Source organism: Mesorhizobium sp. M0909 (genome assembly GCF_040319515.1).
GTDB lineage: Bacteria > Pseudomonadota > Alphaproteobacteria > Rhizobiales > Rhizobiaceae > Mesorhizobium.
The window spans coordinates 40641-65718 of the sequence record NZ_JAMYOA010000023.1; the positions used below are offsets into that span (position 1 = coordinate 40641).

The window sequence follows — 25078 nt, forward strand, 5'->3', positions numbered from 1 at the left end:
CTGGCTATCGACCTGGGCCGATTACGGCGAGCCACGCATAGCCGCGACAAAGCGTTTGGAAACGGAAGCTTGCGCCGGTTCTTGCAGATTCCGAATCCAGAACCGCGCGCAACGATTCACGCGGCTCGACGTGGAATTTTTTCAGCCAGCCGCGCAACAGCGTGCGGAACCAGCTGGGCAAGGCTTCCTGCTGGCCAAAATCGACGACGTGCAGCGAGCCGCCCGGTGACAGGGCAGCAAGTGCCGCAGACACCGTCTTCTCCCAGCCGGGGATCATCGACAGCGAATACGAGACAAAGACGCGGTCGAAACTTTTGACGCCGAACAGCGCCTTTGCGTCGAAATCAGTGGCGTCGCCGCGCGCCAGTGTGACGCGGCCGGAGAGGCCTTCGCGCGCGAGGGCGGCAGCGGCCGTCTCCAGCATCTCGGCCGAAATATCGAGGCCGAAGAAGCGCGCGCCGGGATAGCGGCGGGCAGCCAGGATAATGTTGCGGCCGGTGCCGCAGCCAAGCTCGAGCACCGTGCCGCCGGCCGGCACATCCAGTCCGGCGATAAGCCGGTCGCGGCCGAGCAGATAATATTTGCGGGTCAGGTCGTAGATGTGACGCTGCCAGCGGTAGACACCGTCCATCAGTTCGGCATGGCTGGCCGGCAATTCGGTCGTGCTCATGCGGACCGCTTCACATAGAGATGGAAGCCGCCATAGATGGCCGAGCGATCGCAGGCCGAAAACTCGCGCGAGGCGTCGTTCTCGTAGCGCCACTGGTCGAGCAGCGAATTCGAGACGCGGCCAGGCAGCAGGCTGGGTTCCGCTGCGGTGCGGAAGATGACGCGGGCGCCTGTGGAGGCGGTTCGGGTGATCTCGGCCCACAACCCGTTGAGCTGGCCGTCGGTCATCCAGTCCTGTGCATCGAGCAGCACGAAGCGGTCGACCGAGCCGGCATCCTTGCCGGCAAGGAACTCGATCAGATTGGCGTGGTGGATGGCAACGCGATCGACATTGTTGCGGATCGTCTTGTAGTTGCGTTCTTCGAGGTAGGCGGGCAGGGCGGCTTCGCCCGGATTAGGGTAACGGCGGGCGAAAGCCTGCCAGGCGAAATAGTTGGTCTTCAGCGGAAAATCGCAGGCGAGCTTTTCCAGTCGTGCCTTCAGCACGCTGGCCATGGTGCCGTCACCCGAGGTGATCAGCGAATCGTACTGAGCCGGCGGAATGCCGAGGCCGAACAGCGAGGCTTTTCGCGAGGTCGCCCATTTCAGCAGTGGTTTTTCGAAGACCGGCGCCAGCTCTTCGTCGAAGAAGCGGCGTTGATCCGCGATGCTCTTGGCGTCCATGATGCCGGCCGGGTCGACGCCGAAGAATTTTGCGGTGCGGTGGCCCATGGCGATGAACAGGCCAAGCAGGCCGGTCTGGTAGAAATTGCGGTCGAAGACAGCGATGCGGCGACGACCGCGCCAGTTGCGGCGCTCCCAATAATGGCGGCTGACGGGGTCGAGATGCGGTGCGATGAAGCGATCATAGGCCTGCGAATTGTGCCCGGTCCCAGCCGCACCGAAGAAACGGAACAGGTCGCCCTGCGACGGCAGGTGACGCACCGCTGCGAGCTTCATGCGGTTCAGCGCAATATGCGCGGCGTTGAGGTCGACGGCATCGATCCTTTCTGGCGACCGGGTGAGATAGGCGAGGATGTTACAGCCGCCGGAGGCAATGGTGACGATGCGGTGGCCCTTGCCGAGTTGCATCGCGTCCATGTCGATTTCGGGGTCTTCCCAGATCTGCGGGTAGACAAGGCCGGAGAACAGGAAGGCGAACAAGCGCTCGGAGATGCCGGCTTTCGACAGCGGGCGGTTCTGGTAGACGGCCTTGCCGACTTCCTTGCCGCGGCGAAAAACCAGTTCCCCAGAAATGTCCGTCATGGCAAGGCGATTCCCCGTTTGCTTTGCCGCAAGCGGGTAACCCAGGTGGATGACAGGCCGGTGACAACCTGTTGATGCGAGTTCAGGCTTCGCCAAATCCGCCTGCGGTGGGTGTCATCACAATGACTGCCTCGCCGGCGTCGAGCACCGTTTGATCGCAGGCTTTCAGCGTCTCGATCGCGCCGGTCTTGCGGCGAACCTTGGTCGAGCCGGCTTCGCCGTCGCCGCCGCCGTCCAGGCCTTGCGGCGGTCGGTTGCGATGCGAGGACAGGATCGCGCATTCCATCTTTTCGAGGAAGCGAATGATGCGCTTGGTGCCGTCGCCGGCATTCCATTTGCCTTTGCCGCCGGAGCCTTCGCGGATATGAAAATCCTCGAGCAATACCGGGAAACGCAGTTCCAGCACTTCCGGATCGGTCAGGCGCGAATTGGTCATATGGGTGTGGACGCCGGAGGTGCCGGCAAAGCCGCGGCCGTCGTTCATCCGGCCGGCCGGCGAGCCCGAGCAGATCGTCTCGTAATACTGGTACTGCTTGTTGCCGAAGGTGAGATTGTTCATCGTGCCTTGCGCATTGGCCATCGCCCTCATGGCGCCGAACAGCGCGTTGGTGACATGTTGCGAGGTCTCGACATTACCGGCCACGACTGCCGCGGGATATGTGGGCTTCAGCATCGAGCCGTCGGGAATGATGATGTTGATCGGCCGCAGACATCCGGCATTCATCGGGATGTTGTCTTCGACCATGACGCGGAAGGCATAAAGCACCGCGGCTCGGGCGACCGGCTCTGGCGCATTGAAATTGTTCTTCATGACCGGCGACGTGCCGGTGAAGTCGACGGTGGCTTCGCGCTTCCGCCGGTCGATAGTGATCTTCACTGTGATCTTTTGCCCGGTGTCGGTCGGATATTCGTATTCGGAACTGTCGGGCAGCCGCTCCAGCACGCGGCGCACGCTTTCGGCGGCATTGTCCTGAACATGGCCCATGTAGGCTTCGACCACATCGAGGCCGAAATGCGCGACCATCTTGCGCAGCTCGGCGACGCCCTTTTCGTTCGCGGCGATCTGCGCCTTGAGGTCGGCGATGTTCTGGTGCGGATTGCGCGCCGGGTAGGGGTGGTCGGTGAGCAGCGTCTCCAGGTCCTTCTCGCGGAACCGGCCGCGATCGACGATGCGGAAATTGTCAAACAGCACGCCTTCCTCGTTGACCGTGGTGGCAAGCGGCGTCATCGACCCGGGCGCGGTGCCGCCGATGTCGGCGTGGTGGCCACGCGAGGCGACGTAGAAGAGAATGAGGGGTTCCTCCCTCCTTGAGGGGGAGGTGCCGCCGAAGGCGGCGGAGGGGGTCGCCGCGGCAGTGCTCGACGTTCTTGTGGTGCCACCTGAGACGACCCCACCGGGCCGCTCCGCGGCCACCCTCCCCTCAAGGGGGAGGGAAAAAACAGGCGTCACCACGGTGATATCAGGCAGATGCGTGCCGCCATTGTAAGGCGCGTTCAGCGCAAAGACGTCGCCGGGGTGAATGTCGCCGGAATTGAGCCGGATGATGGTCTCCACCGAGCGATCCATGGAGCCGAGATGCACCGGCATGTGCGGTGCATTGGCGACCAGCGCGCCGTTCCGGTCGAAGACGGCGCAGGAGAAATCAAGCCGCTCCTTGATATTGACGGAATAGGCAGTGTTTTGCAGCGTTACGCCCATCTGTTCGGCGATCGACATGAACAGGTTGTTGAAGACCTCCAGCATCACTGGATCGGCTTCGGTGCCGAGTGCGGCGTGCCGGCGCTTCTTCTCGACGCGCCGCATCAATACGTGGTCCTTGGCGGTGATCTCGGCCTGCCAGCCCGGCTCGACGACAATGGTCTGGTTCGGCTCGATGATCAAAGCAGGGCCGGCGATCTTGTTACCAGGCTTCAGTGTTTCGCGAGGGAAGATGCCAGCGTCGCGCCAGACGCCGTCGACAAAGATTTTCCGTTTCCCGGAAGGACTTGCGGCCATATCTGCAACAACTGAATCGCTTTCATCGCGGCCGGTGCCGCCGGTGTCGGTACCTTCGACGCCGATCGATTCGACGATCATCGGCTTGTCGTCGTAGACAAAGCCGAACTGCGCCTTGTGCGCCGATTCGAAGTCCGTCTTGGCCTGCGCGATCGAGCCGTGACCAAAGTTCACAGGCAGCGCAGTATCGGTGCCGTCATAGCGGACCTGCAGCACCGGCTTCGAGGCGACCGCGTCTTCGGCGATGCCTTGTGCGGCGAGTTCGTCGATGACGGCTTTGCGCAGCGTTGCGATGAGTTCATCGATCGCCGCCCCGGAGTCCTCCACCAGCGGCTTCAGCAGCGCCTGCTGGCGTGACGCAAATACAGAGGACAGGCCGATGCCGTATGCCGATAGCAGGCCGGAGAACGGATGGATCAGCACCGCCTCCATGCCCAGCGCATCGGCAACCAGGCAAGCGTGCTGGCCGCCGGCGCCGCCGAAACAGTTCAGGAGGTATTCGGTGACGTCGTAGCCGCGCTGCACGGAAATCTTCTTGATGGCGTTGGCCATGTTTTCGACGGCGACGGTGACGAACCCCTCGGCGACGGCTTCCGGCGAGCGGCCGTCGCCGATCTCGGCGGCAAGGGCCGTGAATTTTTCGCGAACCGTCTGCACGTCGAGCGGTTCGTCCTGCCCCGGTCCAAAAATAGCCGGGAAGAACTCGGGCTGCAGCTTGCCCAGCATGACATTGGCGTCGGTGACGGCCAGCGGACCGCCGCGCCGGTAGGCGGCCGGGCCGGGGTTGGCGCCGGCCGAATCCGGCCCGGCGCGAAAGCGGCCGGCCTCGTAATGCAGGATCGAGCCGCCGCCGGCGGCGACGGTGTGGATGCGCATCATCGGCGCACGGATGCGCACGCCGGCGACCTCGGTGTCGAAGGCGCGCTCGTAGTCGCCATCATAGTGGGCGACATCGGTGGAGGTGCCGCCCATGTCGAAGCCGATGACCTTGCCGAAACCGGCGAGTTTTGCCGTCTCGACCATGCCGACGACGCCGCCGGCCGGGCCGGACAACAGCGCATCCTTGCCCTGGAACATATCGGCGGCGGTGAGGCCGCCCGACGACATCATGAACATGAGGCGAGGAGATTCCCTCCCCCTTGAGGGGAGGGTGGCGGCGAAGCCGCCGGGTGGGGTCGTTGCGGCAGTGCTCAACGTTCTGGCGGTGCCTTCTGAGATGACCCCCTCTGGCCGCTGCGCGGCCATCTCCCCCTCGAGGGGGGAGAAAACTCCCAGTTCCCCTGCCACCCTTTGCACATACCTTGCCAGGATCGGCGAAAGATAGGCGTCCACCACCGTGGTGTCGCCGCGGCCGACCAGCTTGATCAGCGGCGAGACCTCGTGGCTGACCGAGACCTGGGAGAATCCGAGCTTTCGACAGACTTTGGCGACGGCCTTTTCGTGCTCGGGGTGTTTCCAGGCATGCATGAAGACGATCGCGACCGCATCGATGCCGTCCGCCTTGGCTTGCTCAATAGCCGGGCGTACGGAAGCAATGTCGAGCAGGCGCTCGATACTGCCGTCGGCGCGAACCCGTTCGTCGATTTCGACGACACGCTCATAGAGCTGTTCGGGAAGGATGATCTGCTTGGCAAAGATATCGGGCCTGGCCTGATAGGCGATCCTCAGCGCATCGCGGAAGCCTTTGGTGATGAGCAGCAGCACGCGGTCGCCCTTGCGCTCCAGAAGCGCATTGGTGGCGACCGTGGTGCCCATCTTGACATCGCCGATCAGCGCGGAGGGGATCGGGGCGCCGGGCTGGACGCCGAGCAGTTCGCGAATGCCCTGGATGGCTGCATCGGCATAGACTTCGGGATTTTCCGAAAGGAGTTTCCTTGGATGCAGCCCGCCTTGCGGGTCCCGGCCGATGACGTCGGTGAAGGTACCGCCGCGGTCGATCCAGAAATCCCATTTTGCGGTCATGGCAGCGCCTCCGGGCATTTTCATTTAGGCATCCTGTTAGTGCTCAACGCTTTGTACGGCCAAGCGCTTGATGTTACACGCGGAAACGCAACGTTACGAAACTCATCATGATCTGACGCATTGTGCCCTCGATCGTCGCCGGTAACGGTGGCGTGATTAGAGGAGAGATATATCATGAAGAAACTCATTCTTGCGTCGGTCTCGGCGCTTGCCTTGCTTGGCGTTGCGGCCTGCAGCGATAGCGGCACCGACAACACCACGACGCAGAGCACCAACCCGCCGGCATCCGACCAGACGATGAAGCCGGCTACTCCTGACGCCAACAAGCCTGCCGAGCCGGCTCCGGCTCCGGCGCCTGCGCCGGCTGCCCCGGCGCAGTAGTCGCAGTAGTCAACGTGACAACCAAGAAAGGCCGGCCTCACACGCCGGCCTTTCTGCTGCTTACGATACCCGCGCATTGTGGCCGAGTGCGACGACGCGGGTTTGCGTGCAGCGGTTTCCGTCTGCCGATTTCCATGGGCAAGCACTAGCGCCAGCCGCCTCAGGCATTGCGCCAAATCGATTGGGCCAGCCCCTGCGGCACTGTCTTGGCTTGATAGCGATGGGTGGTTGGCCCTATGAAGCCCCCATGTCGATTTGGGACCGCCTCGGCGACTTCGTCACACGCGTTTCATCTTCAGCGTCGTCAGGCGTCGCCGAAGTGGTCGAAGCCGTGCGTACGGTTTTCTCCGGCGATGCCGATTTGCGCCGGCGCGTTGCCTTCTCGGTGGCGATGATCGCGCTTTCGGCCAAGATGGCCAAGGCAGACGGCATCGTCACGCAAGACGAGGTGCGCGCCTTCCAGGAAATATTCGAGGTGCCGAAGGAACAGAGGCGCAATGTGGCGCGGCTGTACGATTTGGCCAAACGCGACATTGCCGGTTTCGAGACCTATGCCGAGCGGATGGCGCAGCTTTGCGGTTCGGGCCATACCAACTGCCTGATGCTCGAGGATATACTCGACGGGCTGTTCCACATTGCCAAGGCCGACGGGCTGGTGCATGAGCGCGAGGGCGAATTCCTGCATCGCATCGCCGAGATCTTTCGCATCGATGAGGCGCATTACCAGAGCATCCTGGCGCGGCATGTCGATCTGGGTGCCGCCGACCCCTATGTCGTGCTCGGCATCGAGCGTGGGAAGCCGTTCGACGAGGTCCGCAGGCGCTACCGCAAGCTGGTTTCCGACAATCATCCGGATCGGCTGATCGCACGCGGCCTGCCGCAGGAATTCATCAAGATCGCAACGACCAGGCTGGCGGCGATCAACGCGGCCTATGAAATGATCGAGCGAGGCCTGCGGCACGCATGAGCGGCTTTCCGCCCGACGAGCCGAGCGCCGAGGTCAGGGTATCGCCGAATTTCGGACCGCGGCGCGGGACGCCCGGACCCGATATGATCGTGCTGCACTACACCGGCATGGCAACCGGGGCCGCTGCCGAGGCATGGTTGTGCGATCCGGCAAGCGAGGTGTCGTCGCACTATCTGGTCCATGAGGACGGCCGCATTGTTCAGATGGTAAGGGAAAGCGACCGCGCCTGGCATGCCGGCAAGAGCTCGTGGTTCGGACAGAGCGACATCAACTCCTGTTCGATCGGCATCGAGATCGTCAATCCGGGGCATACGCTCGGCTATCGCAACTTTCCAAAACCGCAGATCGACGCGGTGATCGGCCTGTGCGCCGGCATCGTCAAGCGCCATCCCATTCCGGCGCAGCGGGTGCTCGCCCATTCCGACGTGGCACCGGGGCGCAAGGTCGATCCGGGCGAGAAATTTCCATGGAAAGCCTTGTTTGCTGCGGGCATCGGCCATGTTGTGCCGGCAGCACCGATCCGGCGCGGCGCCGTGCTGAAGCCAGGCGATACCGGCGCCGATGTTGAGGCACTGCAGTCGATGCTGGCGCTTTATGGTTATGGCGTCGAGATCACCGGCGCTTTCGACCGGCAGACCGAAATCGTGGTCGAGGCATTTCAACGGCATTTCCGGCAGCGCCTGGTCGACGGCGTGGCTGACGGATCGACGATCCGCACGCTGGAAAGGCTGCTCGCTTCCGCAAGGATAGCCTCTCTCAAATAACCTTTTGCCAGATTAAAAGTTACAATCTGTTACTCAAAGTGACTTGCGTCGCCTTCTTTGGCGCCAATTCCGTCGTCAAAGGCGATCCGTACAGATTGTCGGACGTCTATCCCCCAGATGTTCCGATGTTGATTGAGGGTATCTGCGCGAAGTTCTTTGTGCGGATCAAACAGAACAGGATCACATGCAGAAATTGACCGTTTTAACGGCAGCCATTGCTGCCGGCGTAATGACTTTTGCCTTCAGTGCGGCAAACAGCGCACCGTTGAGTCAGCGGGCCGATCAGGGCTTCAGTGCCGCAGCCGGCAAAACCGCCATGCCGAAGGGTGGTGCAAAAGTAGAGAAGACCGCCATCGCGAAAGTGGAAAAAGCGGCCCCGGTAAGGACGAAAAAGCCAGTCTCCGCGAAAAGGCCAACCGCTGCGAGAAAGACAATCGCCAAACAGCATGTGAAGCGTAACCGCAAACGCATCGACCGCATAGCAACGGCGTCAGTCGCTCCGAAGAGCAGGCCAGCGCCCCAGGCGGCGGTTGTCGACGGCGGCGGACAGTATTCGGCGATCATTGCGCGTTATGCCGCCAGCTATGGCGTGCCGGTGTCGCTCGCCAATGCCGTCATCAAGATCGAAAGCAACTACCAGCCGAACCAGGTCGGCAGCGCTGGCGAGATCGGCCTGATGCAGATCAAGCCGGCGACGGCAAGAATGATGGGCTATAGCGGTTCGGTTCAGGGTCTCTACGATCCCGATACCAACATCAAATACGGCATGAAGTACCTTGCCATGGCGCGGGATCTCGGCGGCGGCACGACCTGCGGCACGATCCTGAAATACAATGCCGGCCACGCCGCCACACGGATGAACCCGGTGTCCGCAGCCTATTGCGGCAAGGTCAAGGTGCAACTGGCAGCGCTTGGAGCGCCCGCCTGACAAGGGATAACTTGCTTTTTCGTTTGCGTTTTCGGGCCCGAACCCCTTTATACGCCTTGCCAGCTGGCCGGGCGGCCGCACCCGCGAAGCCGAAAGGCTGCGGGTGAGGAAAGTCCGGGCTCCATGGAGACACGGTGCCGGTTAATGGCCGGCGGGGGCGACCCCAGGGAAAGTGCCACAGAAAGCAAACCGCCACGATCCAATCGTGGCAAGGGTGAAAGGGTGGGGTAAGAGCCCACCGCGCGACTGGCAACAGGAGCGGCACGGTAAACCCCACCGGGAGCAAGACCGAATAGGGACGGTGCGAGGGGAAACCCTCGAGGGCTGTTTCCGGCTCACCGTCCGGGTAGGTTGCGTGAGGCGCATGGCAACATGCGCCCAAGATGAATGGCCGCCGCGTTCTCGCCCCGCAAGGGGCGAGGGCCATACAGAACCCGGCTTACAGGCCAGCTGGCAGTTTTCTACCCATGTCGCGCGAGACAGCGAGGCTGCGGCCGATCGATTGCTCGATCGGATCGAAGCCCGCTGGCAGCAAGTGGCCACTTATCCCTTCTCAGGTGCGCGCGCGAAGACATCGCGCCCGGCATCCGTCACCTGATCGTCGGCGAATACCTCACCCTGTATCGTGTCGTCGAAGAGGCGATCGAAATCGTTCGCGTCCTCCACGGCCGGCGCAAGATCGACGCCGGCTCAGCCACCGATTGCATCTAGCGACGCTTCGATCGCTTGCCAAAGCTCTTCTACCGGTTCGCAGCCGACCGACAGGCGAACGAAGCCGGGCGGAACGGCATCTCCCCTTTTTGATCGCCGTTCGGCCGAGGTGTGCACGCCGCCGAACGATGTCGCGGCCTGCATCAAGGCGCAATTGTTGATGAAATCCTCGGCCTTGTCCTCCGAGGCGAGCACGAACGAGATGAGAAAGCCGAAGCGCTCCATCTGGGCGCGGGCAAGATTGTGCGATGGGTCGCTCTCCAGTCCCGGAAAGCGCAAGCCGCTGATAGCGCGATGGTTTTTCAGCCGTTGCGCTATCATTTCGGCGGAAGTGCACATGCGGTCGAAGCGCACGTCCAGCGTTTCGAGGCCGCGATGCACCAGCCATGCCTCGAACGGCCCGGGGATGGCGCCCGACGTCTCGCGCCAGTCGGTCACCCTCGAGACAATGTCCGCGTCGCGGCTGGCGACATGGCCGAACAGCACATCGGAATGGCCGTTTGGTGCCTTGGTGTCGGCAGCAATGACGATATCTGCGCCGAGATCGAGCGGGCGCTGGCCGAAAGGTGTCATCGTCGTGTTGTCGACCACAAGCACCGCACCCGCTCTATGCACGGCTTCGGCGACGGCTGCGATGTCGCATATGTCCAGTCCTGGGTTGGCGGGTGTTTCGACGAAGGCAAGCCGATAGCCGTCGAAGCCGCCGTCGAGAAAGCTCGACGTTGGCCGGACATCGTAGGCAACGCCGAAGGCTTTCAGGAAACGGTCTGCCAGCGCTCGCGTCGTATGATAACCGTCGGACGGCAGCAGGATACGGTCGCCGGCTTTGAGCAGGCCGAAAAATACCGCCGAGATGGCAGCCATTCCCGAGGGAAAGGCGACGCATGGGGCGTCCTCCAAATGCGCCAGCATGTGCTCGACCGCATCCCAGGTCGGATTGCTGAAGCGGCCATATTGATCGAAGCCGGTGGCGTCGCCGGGCGCATGAAAGATGGCGGCCATGGTCAGGGGCAAGGGGATCGGGTCGCCCTTGGCCAGCCCGCCGCGGCGCAGATGGGGAAGTGCTGCGGCGCGTGACTTGGCTGTATCGGACATGATTTCAAACCTCGTTACTGACCGGAAAAGGAGATGCCGAGGCTATGCGCGGCAGCGATCCGCAGCAAGTCGGCTCCGGTGGGCCACACGGCTCTAAACGCTTCGTTAGGCTTAATAGACGATAAAGACGGGAGTGCCGTCAAAGCTGCTCTCCCCAGTTGTGGCAGGCGCGTTTTGAAGACTGTTCCCGTTGACGCCCATAACACCCCATGATATCCCATTCCGATACTCAAGCCTTCGTTCCGTGTCAGGGTGAAGCGTACGCCAATCGGGCAGCCGCGGCGGCTGCGCGTTTGCCTGCGTTCGCCCGTCATAACGAAGTGGGTTTTGGACGCCGACCGGGCTGGGGCGGCGCGGACAGGAAGATGCAGAGGGGTGCGGCGGCGCAAGCGGCCGTAACGCGTAATGGACCGGTTTCTGTCGAACGCGGTGAACAGGATCGATGCGAAGGGACGGGTGTCCGTGCCGGCGCATTTCCGTGCCGTTGTGCAGAAACGCGGCTATTCGGAACTTTATGCGCTACGCTGCCTGGATCGCCCGGCGATGGATGTCGGTGGGCTCGACCTGCTCGATCGCTACGAGCAGCGCATCGCCCAGGAAGACCCGTTCCTGCAGACGGCGGACGACATGTCGTTCTTCTGCCATGGCGATGGAACGTTTCTGAAGCTCGACCAGGACGGCCGTATCACGATGAGCGATTTCATTCGCGAGCATACCGGCATTTCAGCGGAAGTGGCCTTCGTTGGCCGCGGCAATTTCTTTCAGATCTGGGAGCCCGGACGGCTCAGCGCCTATGGGACGGAAGCACGCGCCCGGCTTTTGCAGCTTCGGCAGGGGACGAAGCCCGGGGAGCGGCCGGAATGATGGCGGGCGACGGCGATGAAGTTCATGCCGCTGGCGGACCAGCCCGCCACATTCCGGTCCTCCTTGCCGAAGTTCTGGAGGCGCTGGCCCCGACAAAAGGCGAGGTGATCGTCGACGGCACGTTCGGTGCCGGCGGCTACACCAAGGCCATTCTGGCAAGTGGAGCCTCGGTCGTCGCCATCGACCGCGATCCGGATGCGATCGCGGCGGGGCGGGCCCTTGAACAGCAGTCCGGCGGCAAGCTCAGGCTTGTCCAGGCACCGTTCTCGATGCTCGACGAGCAGGTTGAAAGTGCCGATGGCGTCGTGCTCGACATCGGCATCTCCTCCATGCAGATCGACCAGCCGGAGCGCGGCTTTTCGTTCCGGGCCGATGGACCGCTCGACATGCGCATGGCGCAGGCGGGCCTGAGCGCCGCCGACGTCGTCAACACCTTCAAGGTGGGCGATCTTGCCCGCATCTTCGGTTTTCTCGGCGAGGAACGCCATGCCGGGCGCATCGCCCGCATGATCGAAAGCCGTCGCGAAAAACGCCCCTTCGAGCGCACGCTCGACCTTGCCGATGCCATCGAGACGCATATCGGTCGCGCGCCGAAAGACAAGATCCATCCGGCCACCCGCGTTTTCCAGGCGCTGCGCATCTTCGTCAATGACGAGCTCGGCGAACTGGCCAAGGCACTGTTTGCCGCCGAGCGCGTGCTGAAACCGGGCGGGCGGCTTGCCGTGGTGACCTTCCATTCCCTGGAGGACCGCATTGTCAAGCGCTTCATCGCCGACAGAGCCGATTCAGCGACCGGATCGCGGCATCTGCCCGAGGCCCAGGCGCGCACCGCCACCTTCACCAAGAAGGGCGGCGGCGTGACGCCTGGCGATGCCGAGATATCCGAAAATCCGCGGGCGCGCTCGGCAAGGCTGCGCGCTGCGATCCGTACAGAGGCGCCGGCGCGTGCCGGCGATTTTTCGATTTTCGGCCTGCCAAAACTGCCTGGCCCAAAGCTTCCCGGCGCCGATCGACCGGGAGAGAGGTGAGCACGTGTTTCGTACCAGCGACATAGTCCTGATCGCCGTCATGGTCTCGGCGGCTGCCCTAACCTACAAGACCAAGCGCGAGGCCGAGGAGCAACTGGCGGCGGTGCACAAGATCCAGGCGCAGATCCGTTATGAAGAGGACACGATCGACCTGCTCAAGGCGGACTGGAGCCTGCTTACCCAGCCGTCGCGCCTGCAAAAGCTCACCGAAATCTACAAATCGCAACTCGGACTCGAGCCGGTCAATGCGCGGCAGATCGTCGGGCTGGACGATCTGCCGGCGAAGCCCGTCAACATCGAGGACCTTTCATCGCAGCGGCTGGGCGGCATGGCCGATGTCGGCGGCAAGGATCCCGTGGTGACCGGAGGCATCATCCAATGATCAGCGGATTTCCAATCGCCACCAGATTTCCAAAGGTTGGGAGGCTGCTGAAGCGCGGTTCGAAGCCCGGTGCGGACGGATCGATCGTCGTCGAAGGAGCCCGCAAGGCGACCGGTGGCAAGGGCAGGACCCGCATCGTCATGACGATGGCGGTGTTCTTCGGCATCTATTCTACCATTGCCGGGCGGTTGGTCTATCTGGGTTTCCAGAATCCCGACCTGTCGGGCGGCCCGCAGAGCCGGGTGACGGCATCGCGACCCGACATCGTCGACCGTAACGGCGAAGTGCTGGCGACCGACATCAAGACGGCGTCGCTGTTTGCTGAGCCGCGCCGCATCGTCGATGCCGACGAGGCGATCGAAAAACTGTCGACGGTGCTTCCCGAGATCGACTACGAGCAGACATACAACAAGCTGAAGAGCGGCGCCGGCTTCGTCTGGCTGCAGCGGCAACTGACGCCGAAGCAGCAGGCCGACATCATGCAGCTCGGCATCCCCGGCTTCGGCTTCCGCACCGAAAAGCGCCGGTTCTATCCGGCCGGCGAAACCTCGTCCTACATTGTCGGCCTCACCAACATCGACAATCAGGGCATCTCCGGCATGGAGAAATACATAGACGAACAAGGCTTGAGCGACCTTCAGGCGTCGGGCCTGGCGGTGGCCAAGGATTTGAAACCGGTGCAGCTCTCGATCGACCTGCGCGTCCAGCATATCGTGCGCGACGAGGTCGCCACCGGCATGGAAAAGTACCACGCGATCGCGGCGGGCGCCGTCGTGCTCAACGTCAAGACCGGCGAGGTGCTGGCGATGGCCTCCGTTCCGGATTTCGATCCGAACAACCCCTATAATGCGCAGGACAAGGACCGGCTCAACCGAATGTCCGCAGGCCTCTACGAAATGGGGTCGACCTTCAAGAGCTTCACCACCGCCATGGCGCTCGATTCCGGCAAGATAACGCTGCAAAGCCGCTTCGACGCGTCGCGCCCGATCAGGATCGGCCATCAAACCATCCATGATTTCCATGCCAAGGGCCGGATACTGTCAGTTCCGGAAGTGTTCATCTACTCGTCCAATATCGGTTCTGCCAAGGAAGCCGAAGCGGTTGGCATCGACGGACACCGCGAATTCCTGCATCGCCTGGGAATCCTCGAGAAGGTGCAGACCGAACTGCCGGAAGTCGCTCGGCCGACCGAGCCCAAGGTCTGGAAGCAGGTCAATTCGATCACCATCGCCTTCGGCCACGGCGTGTCGACGACTCCGCTGCAGACAGCGGTCGGCTGCGCCGCGCTGATGAATGGCGGCTATCTGATGGACCCAACCTTCCTGCCTCGCACGCAGGAGCAGGCGATGGCGGTGGCCAAGAAAGTGGTCAGCGACAAGACGGTCGAGGGCATGCGCTATCTCTATGCACTCAATGCCGAAAAGGGATCCGGTCGCAATGCACGGGTGCCAGGATACCGGGTGGGCGGCAAGACGGGAACGGCGGAGAAGGTCGTCAACGGCCGCTACTCGAAGGAAAAGAATTTCAACGCCTTCGTTGCAGCTTTCCCGATGGACGATCCGCAATACATAGTGCTTACGATCGCCGACGAACCGAAGCCGGAAAAGCCCGGCATGGGTGCTACGGCCGCCTCGAACGCGGGCATCATGGCTGCAAACATCATCCGACGTGCGGCTTCCATGCTTGGCGTGAAGCCAGATTTCAGCCATGAAAATGGTGCAACGCTGGTTTCCTATCAGTGATTCTTCGGGCGCGCCGGCAACTGCGCGCTATTTTGTTGCGATGAACGGGGTTCGATGAAGCTGAAAAATCTAGCCGGTATCCTGCCTGTCGATGGGACAGCTCCCTTCGACATGGAGGTTACAGGGATTTCGTCGGATTCCCGCCAGGTAACAGAGGGCGTCGTCTTTTTCGCGCTGACCGGCTCCAAGGCGGATGGCGCAGCCTATGCAGCCGACGCCGCGAGCCGCGGCGCCGCAGCGATCGTGGTCGGCAAGGGCAGTGCGGTCGCCGGGCTGCCAGTGCCGGTTCTTGTCGTAGACGATCCGCGCCTTGCGCTGGCGCAGAGTGCGGCCCGTTATTTCGGCAAGCAACCACAAACCATGGTCGCGGTGACCGGAACCAGCGGCAAGACCTCGGTCGCCGCATTCACCCGGCAGATATGGGAGCAGGCGGGTTTCGCCGCCGCCTCGATCGGCACGACCGGCGTGGTGGCGCCGGGCCGCAACGAATATGGCTCGCTGACCACGCCGGATCCGGTGGCATTGCACAGGCTGCTCAAGGAACTGGCGGAGGCCGGCGTCACCCGCGCCGCGATGGAAGCGTCCAGCCATGGCCTCGACCAGCGCCGGCTCGACGGCGTCAAGCTTGCGGCCGGCGGCTTCACCAATCTCGGCCGCGACCATATGGACTATCATCCGACGGTCGAGGACTATCATCGCGCCAAATTGCGTCTGTTCGACGCGCTGCTGCCGAAGGGCGCGCCGGCCGTTATCTTTGCCGACGACCCGTGGTCGGAGCCGACGATCAAGGCGGCGCATGCAGCGGGACTGAACGTGCTGACGGTCGGACGCCACGGCGATTTCCTGCGGCTGAAGCGGGTCGAGCACGAGCGCCACCGCCAGCGCGCCGAGGTCGAAGCGGACGGCGTTCTCCATGAAGTCGACTTGCCGCTGGCTGGCGACTTCCAGATAGCAAATGCGCTGGTGTCGGCCGGCCTCGCCATTTCGACTGGAACATCTGTTGCCAAAGCGTTGATGGCGCTGGAGAAATTGAAGGGCGCGCCGGGACGGCTCGACCTTGTCGGGACGGCCGCCAACGGCGCGCCCGTCTATGTCGACTATGCTCATAAGCCGGATGCGCTGGAAAACGTGCTGGCTTCGGTGCGCCCCTTTACCACCGGCCGCGTCATCGTCGTATTCGGTTGCGGTGGCGACCGCGACCGGGGCAAGCGGCCGATCATGGGCGAGATCGCCACAAGGCTGGCCGATGTCGTCATCGTCACCGACGACAATCCCCGCTCGGAAGTCCCCGAGACGATCCGCGCCGCCATCCTGGCGGCTGCACCGGGGGCGATCGAGATCGGCGACCGGCGCAAGGCCATCCACCAGGCAGTCGGGATGCTTCACGCCGGCGATACGCTGATCGTGGCCGGCAAGGGCCATGAGGAAGGCCAGACCATCGGTGCCGAGACGCTGCATTTTTCCGATCATGAGGAAGTTCGCTCGGCGCTCAGGGAGCATGCGGCGTGAACCATCTGTGGACCTCCGAGGCGCTGGTTGCCGCCATGGATGGCCGGCCGCTCGGCTCGATGCCTGAAGGCATTGCCGGCATTTCCATCGACAGCCGCAGCCTGCAGCCGGGAGATGCTTTCTTCGCCATCAAGGGCGAGGCCATGGACGGCCATGATTTCGTCACCGCCGCCATCAAGGCGGGCGCCGGCGTGCTGGTCGTCGCCGAGGGCAAGCTGCCGTCGCTGGGGCGGCTGACGGCACCGATGATCGTCGTGGAGGATGTACTCGTCGCGCTGGAAAAGCTCGGCGTTGCGGCGCGCGCACGCTCAAAGGCGAGGGTGATTGCCGTGACCGGATCGGCGGGCAAAACCACCACCAAGGAAGCCCTGCGCCACGCTCTCTCCGCGGTCGGTACCGTGCATGCATCGGCCCAGTCGTTTAACAATCACTGGGGTGTGCCGCTGACGCTGGCGCGCATGCCGCAGGATTGCGATTTTGCCGTCTTCGAGATCGGCATGAACCATCCGGACGAGATCCGGCCTCTGGTCAAGATGGTCCGGCCGCATGTCGCCATCATCACGCTGATCGCGGCCGCTCACCTCGGCTTCTTCCGCAACCTGGATGAGATCGCCAAGGCCAAGGCAGAGGTTTTCGAGGGACTGGAACCCGGCGGTGCCGCCCTTCTCAACCGCGACGATGCGCGCTGGAAGCTGCTGGAGAAGATGGCGAAAGAGGCCGGCGTCGAGCATGTTTACGGATTCGGCGAGAATGCCCGGGCGACCTTCAAACTGATCAAATGCGAACTCGATGCCGATCATTCCGTGATAACCGCCAAGATTGGCGGGCATGAGATCGTCGCCAGGATCGGCGCGCCGGGCCGCCATATGGTGCAGAATGTGCTGGCGGTGCTGGGTGCAGCGCATCTGGTCGGAGCCGACGTCACCAGGGTTGCGCAGGCGCTGGCCGATCTTTCGCCCGAACGCGGACGCGGCAAACGCTATATGTTGCGCCACCCCAAAGGGCCGATCACGCTGATCGACGAGAGCTACAACGCCAATCCGGCGTCGATGAGCGCTGCAATGGCGCTGCTCAACACGACGCCGGTGTCGGGTGAGGGCAGGCGCATTGCCGTGCTCGGCGATATGCTCGAGCTCGGCGGCCACTCGGCGAAATTGCATGCCGCCCTTGCCGACCTGATCGTCGGCACCGACACGCGCACGGTTTTTCTCGGCGGCCCGGAAATGCGGGCGCTGGCCGACGTTTTGCCCGGCGAGATCAGGACGGAGTACCGCGCCGGCGCGGAAGATCTGAAACCGGTGCTTCTGTCGGAGTTGAGGCCGGGTGACGTGGTTATGATCAAATCGTCGAAAGGCATAGGCTTTTCAAAGCTGGTCGAGGCATTGCTCGGCAAGTTTCCGGCGGAAGCCACAACCAGCAGACAGACCTAGGATCGGTCCGGGGGACGCAAGCGCATGTTAACACTGCTCGTCGAATTTGCGGACAAGATCTCGGTCTTCAACGTCTTCCGCTACATAACTTTCCGCACTGGCGGGGCGCTGATCACAGCGGCGCTGATCGTGTTCATCTTCGGACCGACCATCATCAATTCGCTGAGGCTGCGGCAAGGCAAGGGACAGCCGATCCGCGCCGATGGGCCACAGACGCATTTCAAAAAGGCGGGAACGCCGACCATGGGCGGGCTGATGATCCTGTCCGGCATCATCGGTTCGTCACTGCTGTGGGCGAACCTGTCGAGCATCTACGTCTGGGTGGTGATGCTGGTGACGCTGGGGTTCGGCTCGATCGGCTTTTACGACGACTACCTCAAGGTGACGAAGCAATCGCATCTCGGCTTCTCCGGCAAAGCTCGGCTGGGGCTCGAATTTGCCATCGCAGGCATCGCCGCTTGGGTGATCATGCATAACGGCCAGGCGCCGTTCTCGTCGTCGTTGACATTCCCTTTCGCCAAGGAGTTTCTCGTCAATCTCGGCTGGTTCTTCATCCCGTTCTCGTGCTTCGTCATCGTCGGCGCCGGCAATGCGGTGAACCTGACCGACGGCCTCGACGGACTGGCGATTGTGCCGATCATGATCGCGGCGGCGTCCTTCGGCGTCATCGCCTATCTCTCCGGCAACGCGGTATTCGCCGAATATCTTCAGATCCATTTCGTGCCCGGTACCGGCGAACTGGCGGTGGTCCTTGGAGCGGTGATCGGCGCCGGGCTCGGCTTCCTGTGGTTCAATGCGCCGCCGGCGGCCATCTTCATGGGCGATACCGGCTCGCTGGCGCTGGGCGGGCTGATCGGCACGGTCGCGGTGGCGACCAAGCACGAGATCGTGCTGGTCATTGTCGGAGGCCTGTTCGTTGTCGAGATATTCTCGGTCATCATCCAGGTCGGCTACTTCAAGATGACCGGCAAGCGCGTCTTCCTGATGGCGCCGATCCACCATCATTTCGAAAAGCTCGGCTGGACCGAAAGCCAGGTGGTGATCCGCTTCTGGATCATCGCTGTCATCCTGGCGCTGGTCGGCCTGTCGACCCTGAAGCTCAGATAGGAGGCCGCTTGATCCCCGCCGCATCCTTTTCAGGCAAGCGCGTTTCGCTCTTCGGGCTCGGCGGCTCGGGGATCGCCACGGCGCGCGCGCTGATCGAAGGCGGCGCAGATGTGCTGGCCTGGGACGACAATCCCGACAGCGTCGCCAAGGCTGGCGCGGTCGGTATTGCAACCGCGGACCTGCGCGGCGCGGACTGGGCGAGGTTTTCCGCCTTCGTGCTGTCGCCCGGCGTGCCGCTGACGCACCCGAAGCCGCACTGGACTGTCGAGCTCGCGCGGGGCTCCGGCGTCGAGATCATAGGCGATATCGAGCTTTTCTGCCGCGAGCGGACGGCGCGGGCGCCGGAAGCACCTTTCATTGCGATCACCGGCACCAACGGCAAGTCGACGACCACGGCATTGACGGCGCACATACTCAAGTCGGCCGGGCGCGACACGCAGATGGGCGGCAATATCGGCCGTGCGGTGATGACGCTCGATCCGCCGCAGCCCGAGCGGCACTATGTGGTTGAGTGCTCTTCCTACCAGATCGACCTTGCCCCCTCGATCAATCCGACGGCCGGCGTCCTGCTCAATCTGACGCCGGACCATCTCGACCGCCATGGCACGATGCAACACTACGCCTCGATTAAGGAGCGGCTGGTGGCCGGCAGTGAGACCGCAATCATCGGCGTCGACGATTCCTGGTGCGCCCAGATCGCCGATCGGCTGGAGCGGGCAGGCCGGCAGGTCATTCGGATTTCCAAGCGCCTGCCCCTGACCGACGGTTATTTCGCCGATGGCACGAATTTAATGGAAGCCGTGCACGGCCGCTACAGCCGGGTCGCCTTCCTCGAAGGAATCGGCTCCTTGCGCGGCCAGCACAATGCGCAGAATGCGCTGGCCGCCGCCGCCGCCTGCCTAAAGGTCGGGCTCGAGCTCGGCGAAATCCAATCCGGACTGGAGAGTTTCCCGGGGCTGGCGCACCGCATGGAGCAGGTCGGCCGCAAAGGGCATGTGCTGTTCGTCAACGATTCCAAGGCGACCAATGCCGATGCCGCTGCACCGGCGCTGTCGAGCTTTGCGCGTATCCATTGGATTGCCGGCGGCCTGCCGAAGGAGGGTGGCATCGAGCCGTTGCGCGGCTTCTTCCCGCGCATCGCCAAGGCCTATCTGATCGGCGAAGCTGCACCGGCCTTTTCGGCGACGCTGGGCGAGGCGGTGCCTTACGAGATCTCAGGCACGTTGGCCGCGGCAGTCGAACACGCCGCCCGTGATGCAGCCAGGGATAGTAGCGGCGAAGCGGTGGTGCTGCTGTCGCCGGCCTGCGCCAGTTTCGACCAGTTCAAGAATTTCGAAGTGCGCGGCGAGGCGTTCAGGCAAGCCGTAACCGCCATTGATGGCGTGATGCCCATCGGAGGGACACGATAATGCAAAGCCGTCTCGACAAAAGCCCGGTTGCGACCTGGTGGTGGACGATCGATCGCTGGTTCCTGGCGGCGTTCCTGTCGCTGATGGGGCTCGGCATCGTTTTGTCCTTCGCCGCAAGCCCGGCGGTGGCCGAGCGCATCGGGCTAGACAGTTTCCACTTCGCGACGCGCCAGATTATCTTCACCATTCCGGCACTTGGGGTGATGCTGGCTGTCTCCTTCCTTGAATCCAGGCAGATCCGGCGCATGGCGCTCGTCATGCTGTGCATCATGCTGTTTCTGATGGTGGCAGTGCTCTATATCGGCGTGGAGGTGAAGGGCGCGCGGCGCTGGGTGTCGCTTGCCGGCCTGTCGATCCAGCCGTCCGAGTTCCTGAAACCGGCCTTCGTCATCATCTGCGCCTGGCTGTTCGCCGAGCACAAGCGGCAGCCCGACATTCCCGGCAATCTGTTCGCCATGTTGCTGCTTGCACTGGTTATCTCGCTGCTGGTGGCGCAGCCTGACCTTGGGCAGACCATGCTGGTGCTCGGCACCTGGGGAGTGATGTTCTTCATGGCCGGGTTGCCGTGGCTGTGGATCGTCGCGCTGGGTGCTGCCGGCGTCGGCGGCGTGTTCGCCGCCTATGCGGTTTTCCCGCACGTTGCCGGCCGCATTGACCGCTTCATGACCGGCGAGGGCGACACGTTCCAGGTCGACATGGGCCGCGAGGCGCTGATCAATGGCGGCTGGTTCGGCGTCGGGCCGGGCGAGGGTACCGTCAAGCGAGTCATCCCCGACAGCCACGCCGACTTCGTCTTCTCCGTCGCCGGCGAGGAATTCGGGCTGATCATGTGTTTCTTCATCATGTCCATCTTCGGCTTCATCGTGCTGCGCGGTCTCAACACGGCGCTCAAGGAGCAGGACGATTTCACCCGCTATGCGGTTGGCGGCCTGGTCACGGTCTTCGGCCTGCAGTCGGTCATCAACATGGCCGTCAATCTGCAGCTGATGCCGGCCAAGGGCATGACGCTGCCGTTCATCTCCTACGGCGGCTCTTCGCAGGTCGCGATCGCCATCTCGATGGGCATGGTGCTGGCGCTGACGCGCAAGCGCCCGGAAAAGCGCAAGCAGCTGGGCTTCATGCCGTCGCCGCGTGCGATGCCGGCGGAGTGAGATGGCGAAGGGGGTCATCCTGCTGGCGGCAGGCGGCACGGGCGGACACCTGTTCCCGGCCGAGGCGTTGGCGCACGAACTGACCAGGCGCGGCTGGACGGTGCATCTGGCGACGGACGAGCGCGCCGAGCGCTTTACCGGGCAGTTCCCAGCAGCCGCTATCCATCCGATCCAGTCGGCGACGATGGGATCGAAAAATCCTTTTGCCGTGCTCGCCGCGTTTTGGAAAATCTGGCGCGGGGTGCGGCAGGCATCGGCCGTCATCGCCAGCATCAAGCCTGCCATCGTGGTCGGCTTCGGCGGTTATCCGACACTGCCGCCGCTTTACGCGGCGACCAGGCGCAAGGTGCCGACGCTCATCCACGAGCAGAATGCGGTGATGGGCCGCGCCAACCGGGCGCTTGCCGGCCGCGTCGACGCCATTGCCGGTGGGTTCCTGCCGGAAGACAGCAGTGCCGCCGGCGCCAAGACGGTGACCACCGGCAATCCGGTCAGACCGCAAGTGCTGGAGGCGGCGAAGACACCTTATGCCGCATCGGCCGGCGGAGAGCCGTTCCGATTGCTGGTGTTTGGCGGCAGCCAAGGCGCGCAGTTCTTTTCCGACGCGGTGCCGGCGGCAATCGCCCGGCTTTCCGACGCACAGCGCAGGCGGCTGGCGATCACACAGCAGGCGCGCGCCGACGATGTGACGCAGGTGAAAGCCGCCTATGCCGCACTTGGCATTGGGGCCGAGGTGTCGCCGTTCTTCACCGACATGGCAAAGCGGCTGGCGGCGGCGCATCTGGTGATGTCGCGCTCCGGCGCATCGACCGTATCGGAAATCGCGGTGATCGGCCGGCCGGCGCTGCTGGTGCCCTATCCGCACGCGCTCGACCACGACCAGGCGGCGAATGCGGCGGCCCTTGCGGCAGCGGGCGGCGCCGAGGTGCATCCGCAATCCACGCTTTCGCCCGAGCACATTGCTGCGTTGATCGGGGCCCTGATGGATGATCCGGGCAGGGCGGCGACAATGGCCGCGGCGGCGAAATCATCCGGAAAACCGGATGCCGCGCGGTTGCTCGCCGATCTGACAGAGGCTATTGCGTCCAGGAAATCCGTTTCGGAATTCAGGAAGGAGACGCACGAATGAAGATGCCACAGACGATCGGCCTCGTGCATTTCATCGGCATTGGCGGCATCGGCATGAGCGGCATCGCCGAGGTGCTGCACAATCTCGGCTACAAGGTGCAAGGGTCCGACCAGGCCGACAGCGCCAATGTGCAGCGGCTGCGCGACAAGGGCATCGAATGCTTCGTCGGCCACCAGGCCGAAAACCTCGGCGAGGCCGAGGTGGTCGTCGTCTCCACCGCAATCAAGAAATCCAATCCGGAACTGAAGGCGGCGAGAGAGAAGTTGCTGCCGATCGTGCGGCGCGCCGAAATGCTAGCCGAGTTGATGCGGTTCCGCCAAGCGGTCGCGATCGGCGGCACGCATGGCAAGACGACGACGACTTCGATGGTGGCGACGCTACTCGAAGCCGGCGGGCTCGACCCGACGGTGATCAATGGCGGCATCATCAATGCCTATGGCACCAATGCCCGCATGGGCGACGGCGAATGGATGGTGGTCGAGGCCGACGAGAGCGACGGCACGTTCCTCAGGCTGCCGGCCGAGATTGCCGTCGTCACCAATATCGACCCCGAGCATCTCGATCATTACGGCTCCTTCGACAAAGTGCGCGAGGCGTTTCGTCAGTTCGTCGAGAATGTGCCGTTCTACGGCTTCGGCGTGATGTGCACCGACCATCCCGAGGTGCAGGCGCTGGTCGCCCGCATCGAGGACCGGCGCGTCATCACCTATGGCGAAAATGCGCAGGCCGACGTGCGCTTCACCAATCACCGCATGGACGGCCCGACCTCGGAATTCGACGTGGTGATCCGCGATCGCAAGACGCACGGCCAGATAACGATATCAGGTCTGCGGCTACCCATGCCCGGACGTCACAATGTCTCCAATGCGACGGCGGCGATTGCCGTCGCGCATGAGCTCGGCCTTTCGGCTGAGGCAATCAAGAAGGGTCTGTCGTCCTTCGCCGGCGTCAAGCGGCGTTTCACCCATACCGGTTCGTGGAACGGTGTCGATGTGTTCGACGATTACGGTCATCATCCAGTCGAGATCACGGCGGTACTGAAGGCCGCGCGCAGCGCCACCAAGGGCCGCATCATCGCCGTTACCCAACCGCACCGCTTCACCCGGCTGCGCGATCTGTTCGACGAGTTTTCCGTCTGCTTCAACGATGCCGATACGGTGATGGTGGCGCCCGTCTATGCGGCCGGCGAGGAGCCGATCGATGGCGTTACGTCCGACGCACTGGTGTCGCGCATCCGCTCCGGCGGCCATCGCGACGCACGCTACATCGAAGGTCCGGCGGCGATCGGGCCGATCGTTCGCGAGGTGGCGAAGCCGGGCGATTTCGTGGTTTTCCTCGGCGCCGGCAACATCACCCAATGGGCCTATGCGCTGCCCAGGGAACTCGGCGGGACCATCTCATGATGCGCGGCCTGGCGTTGATCGAGAAGCTTGGCGACCGGCTTGCCGGACTGCGCGGCCGCATCACGCCCAATGCCGAGATGGACAAGATCACCTGGTTTCGAGCCGGCGGGCTCGCGGACGCATTGTTTCAGCCGGCCGACGAGGACGATCTTGCCGCGTTCCTGAAGGCGGTGCCCGAGGAAATACCACTGACCACCGTCGGCGTCGGCTCGAACCTGCTTGTCCGTGACGGCGGCATTGCGGGCTTCGTCATCCGGCTTTCGGCCAAAGGCTTTGGCGAGACCGAAGTGATTGCGCCGACCATGATCAAGGCGGGCGCCGCAACGCCCGACAAGCGTCTTGCGGCCGTTGCCTACGAGGCCGGCATCGGTGGCTTTCATTTCTACCACGGCATTCCCGGCGCCATTGGCGGAGCGCTGAGGATGAACGCCGGCGCCAATGGCGTCGAGACACGCGAGCGTGTGGTCGAGGTGCGGGCACTCGACCGCAAGGGCAATGTTCATACGCTGAGCAATGCCGACATGGGCTATGCCTATCGCCATTCAGCGGCGCCGTCGGGGCTGATCTTCACATCGGCGCTGCTCGAAGGCGTTCCCGAGGACAGGGCGGCGATCAAGGCCGCGATGGATGCTGTCCAGAACCATCGCGAGACCGTGCAGCCGATCCGCGAAAAAACCGGGGGCTCGACCTTCAAGAACCCCGAGGGCACCTCGGCCTGGAAGGAAATCGACAAGGCCGGCTGCCGCGGCCTGATGGTCGGCGGGGCGCAGATGTCGCCGATGCATTGCAACTTCATGATCAACACCGGAACCGCCACCGGCTACGAGCTTGAATATCTCGGTGAGACGGTGCGTGCGCGCGTGCTCGAAAAATCGGGCATCCGGCTGCAGTGGGAGATCAAGCGCATTGGTAATTTTCGGCCGGGCCATGCGGTCCAGGAATTTCTCGGGCAGTTGCTTTAGGCAAGTCGACCGCCGTTGCTTTTCGGACTCATGAATTCACATTTTGCTGCCGTTTTTGCGGAAAGTGAATCCATCGGAATCGTAAGCACTTGCCAGCGAATCAACTCTCTGATTCTCTGCCCTGAAGCGTTTCCTGATTTGAGTCGTTTCGACGCGTTGCTCGCGTTTCCGTCTGGGGGGCAACCTGCCGGGAGACTCGGACTCAATGTTGCGGAAAACACGGAGCGAAGTTGCTCGGCGCGTG

Annotated in this window: 20 protein-coding genes and 1 other RNA gene; 17 read left to right on the forward strand and 4 right to left on the reverse strand. The window is 63.2% G+C overall.

What is annotated here, in order from left to right:
* Window positions 1-4: 4 nt before the first annotated feature.
* The 3 genes from NKH83_RS26815 to NKH83_RS26825 form a co-directional block, all read right to left on the reverse strand.
* Complete coding sequence (locus NKH83_RS26815; protein WP_352475384.1) at window positions 5-670, reverse strand: class I SAM-dependent methyltransferase; 666 nt, start codon at window positions 668-670, stop codon at window positions 5-7.
* Complete coding sequence (locus NKH83_RS26820) at window positions 667-1914, reverse strand: BtaA family protein (protein WP_352808121.1); 1248 nt, start codon at window positions 1912-1914, stop codon at window positions 667-669. The genes NKH83_RS26815 and NKH83_RS26820 overlap by 4 nt, the downstream gene beginning before the upstream one ends.
* Before the next feature lie 82 nt (window positions 1915-1996).
* Window positions 1997-5872: a hydantoinase B/oxoprolinase family protein gene (locus tag NKH83_RS26825; RefSeq protein WP_352808137.1), complete on the reverse strand. Its 3876-nt coding sequence runs from the start codon at window positions 5870-5872 to the stop codon at window positions 1997-1999.
* A 174-nt stretch (window positions 5873-6046) separates the two neighbouring features.
* Here NKH83_RS26825 and NKH83_RS26830 point away from each other — a divergent pair, with 174 nt between their 5' ends.
* The 5 genes from NKH83_RS26830 (at window position 6047) to rnpB (ending at window position 9370) form a co-directional block, all read left to right on the forward strand.
* Window positions 6047-6253 carry a hypothetical protein gene (locus NKH83_RS26830; RefSeq protein WP_352644733.1) on the forward strand — a complete coding sequence of 69 codons (207 nt, stop codon included), beginning with the start codon at window positions 6047-6049 and terminating at the stop codon, window positions 6251-6253.
* A 247-nt stretch (window positions 6254-6500) separates the two neighbouring features.
* The gene (locus tag NKH83_RS26835) at window positions 6501-7220 is read left to right on the forward strand and encodes a J domain-containing protein (RefSeq protein WP_254819001.1); all 720 of its coding nucleotides are present in this window, start codon (window positions 6501-6503) and stop codon (window positions 7218-7220) included.
* Window positions 7217-7984 carry an N-acetylmuramoyl-L-alanine amidase gene (locus tag NKH83_RS26840; protein WP_352808122.1) on the forward strand — a complete coding sequence of 256 codons (768 nt, stop codon included), beginning with the start codon at window positions 7217-7219 and terminating at the stop codon, window positions 7982-7984. Before NKH83_RS26835 ends, NKH83_RS26840 begins: the two co-directional genes overlap by 4 nt.
* Before the next feature lie 184 nt (window positions 7985-8168).
* Entirely contained in the window at window positions 8169-8912 is a 744-nt protein-coding gene (locus tag NKH83_RS26845) for a lytic transglycosylase domain-containing protein (RefSeq protein ID WP_352808123.1), read from the forward strand.
* A 59-nt stretch (window positions 8913-8971) separates the two neighbouring features.
* Window positions 8972-9370: RNase P RNA component class A (gene rnpB, locus NKH83_RS26850), an RNA gene on the forward strand.
* Between the two features lie 232 nt (window positions 9371-9602).
* Here rnpB and NKH83_RS26855 read toward each other — a convergent pair.
* On the reverse strand, window positions 9603-10718 hold the full coding sequence (locus NKH83_RS26855) for a cystathionine gamma-lyase (protein WP_352808124.1): 1116 nt from the start codon (window positions 10716-10718) through the stop codon (window positions 9603-9605).
* Window positions 10719-11123: 405 nt separating this feature from the next.
* On the opposite strand from NKH83_RS26855, the gene mraZ reads away from it, so the two are divergent.
* Genes mraZ through murB form a run of 12 tightly spaced genes read left to right on the forward strand, consistent with a single transcriptional unit; the run spans window position 11124 to window position 24834 of the window.
* Window positions 11124-11582 (forward strand): division/cell wall cluster transcriptional repressor MraZ, encoded by a 459-nt coding sequence (mraZ, locus tag NKH83_RS26860; RefSeq protein ID WP_254818997.1) that lies wholly within the window; start codon window positions 11124-11126, stop codon window positions 11580-11582.
* On the forward strand, window positions 11579-12610 hold the full coding sequence (rsmH, locus tag NKH83_RS26865; protein WP_352808125.1) for a 16S rRNA (cytosine(1402)-N(4))-methyltransferase RsmH: 1032 nt from the start codon (window positions 11579-11581) through the stop codon (window positions 12608-12610). Before mraZ ends, rsmH begins: the two co-directional genes overlap by 4 nt.
* Window positions 12611-12614: 4 nt before the next feature.
* Complete coding sequence (gene ftsL, locus NKH83_RS26870; protein ID WP_254818995.1) at window positions 12615-12992, forward strand: cell division protein FtsL; 378 nt, start codon at window positions 12615-12617, stop codon at window positions 12990-12992.
* Window positions 12989-14734, forward strand: a complete 1746-nt coding sequence (locus NKH83_RS26875) for a peptidoglycan D,D-transpeptidase FtsI family protein (protein ID WP_352808126.1) — start codon at window positions 12989-12991, stop codon at window positions 14732-14734. The genes ftsL and NKH83_RS26875 overlap by 4 nt, the downstream gene beginning before the upstream one ends.
* 54 nt (window positions 14735-14788) lie before the next feature.
* A complete protein-coding gene (locus tag NKH83_RS26880) occupies window positions 14789-16243 on the forward strand; it encodes a UDP-N-acetylmuramoyl-L-alanyl-D-glutamate--2,6-diaminopimelate ligase (protein WP_352808127.1) in 1455 nt (484 codons plus the stop codon).
* Window positions 16240-17673 (forward strand): UDP-N-acetylmuramoylalanyl-D-glutamyl-2,6-diaminopimelate--D-alanyl-D-alanine ligase, encoded by a 1434-nt coding sequence (locus tag NKH83_RS26885; protein ID WP_352808128.1) that lies wholly within the window; start codon window positions 16240-16242, stop codon window positions 17671-17673. Before NKH83_RS26880 ends, NKH83_RS26885 begins: the two co-directional genes overlap by 4 nt.
* A 24-nt stretch (window positions 17674-17697) precedes the next feature.
* Window positions 17698-18780 carry a phospho-N-acetylmuramoyl-pentapeptide-transferase gene (gene mraY, locus NKH83_RS26890; RefSeq protein ID WP_254818991.1) on the forward strand — a complete coding sequence of 361 codons (1083 nt, stop codon included), beginning with the start codon at window positions 17698-17700 and terminating at the stop codon, window positions 18778-18780.
* Window positions 18781-18788: 8 nt separating this feature from the next.
* Window positions 18789-20189 carry a UDP-N-acetylmuramoyl-L-alanine--D-glutamate ligase gene (gene murD, locus NKH83_RS26895; RefSeq protein WP_352475373.1) on the forward strand — a complete coding sequence of 467 codons (1401 nt, stop codon included), beginning with the start codon at window positions 18789-18791 and terminating at the stop codon, window positions 20187-20189.
* The gene (gene ftsW / locus NKH83_RS26900) at window positions 20189-21340 is read left to right on the forward strand and encodes a putative lipid II flippase FtsW (protein ID WP_352808129.1); all 1152 of its coding nucleotides are present in this window, start codon (window positions 20189-20191) and stop codon (window positions 21338-21340) included. The genes murD and ftsW overlap by 1 nt, the downstream gene beginning before the upstream one ends.
* 1 nt (window position 21341) lies before the next feature.
* Window positions 21342-22469, forward strand: a complete 1128-nt coding sequence (gene murG / locus NKH83_RS26905) for an undecaprenyldiphospho-muramoylpentapeptide beta-N-acetylglucosaminyltransferase (RefSeq protein ID WP_352475371.1) — start codon at window positions 21342-21344, stop codon at window positions 22467-22469.
* Complete coding sequence (gene murC / locus NKH83_RS26910) at window positions 22466-23872, forward strand: UDP-N-acetylmuramate--L-alanine ligase (protein WP_254818988.1); 1407 nt, start codon at window positions 22466-22468, stop codon at window positions 23870-23872. Before murG ends, murC begins: the two co-directional genes overlap by 4 nt.
* Entirely contained in the window at window positions 23869-24834 is a 966-nt protein-coding gene (murB, locus tag NKH83_RS26915; RefSeq protein WP_352475370.1) for a UDP-N-acetylmuramate dehydrogenase, read from the forward strand. The genes murC and murB overlap by 4 nt, the downstream gene beginning before the upstream one ends.
* Window positions 24835-25078 lie beyond the last annotated feature (244 nt).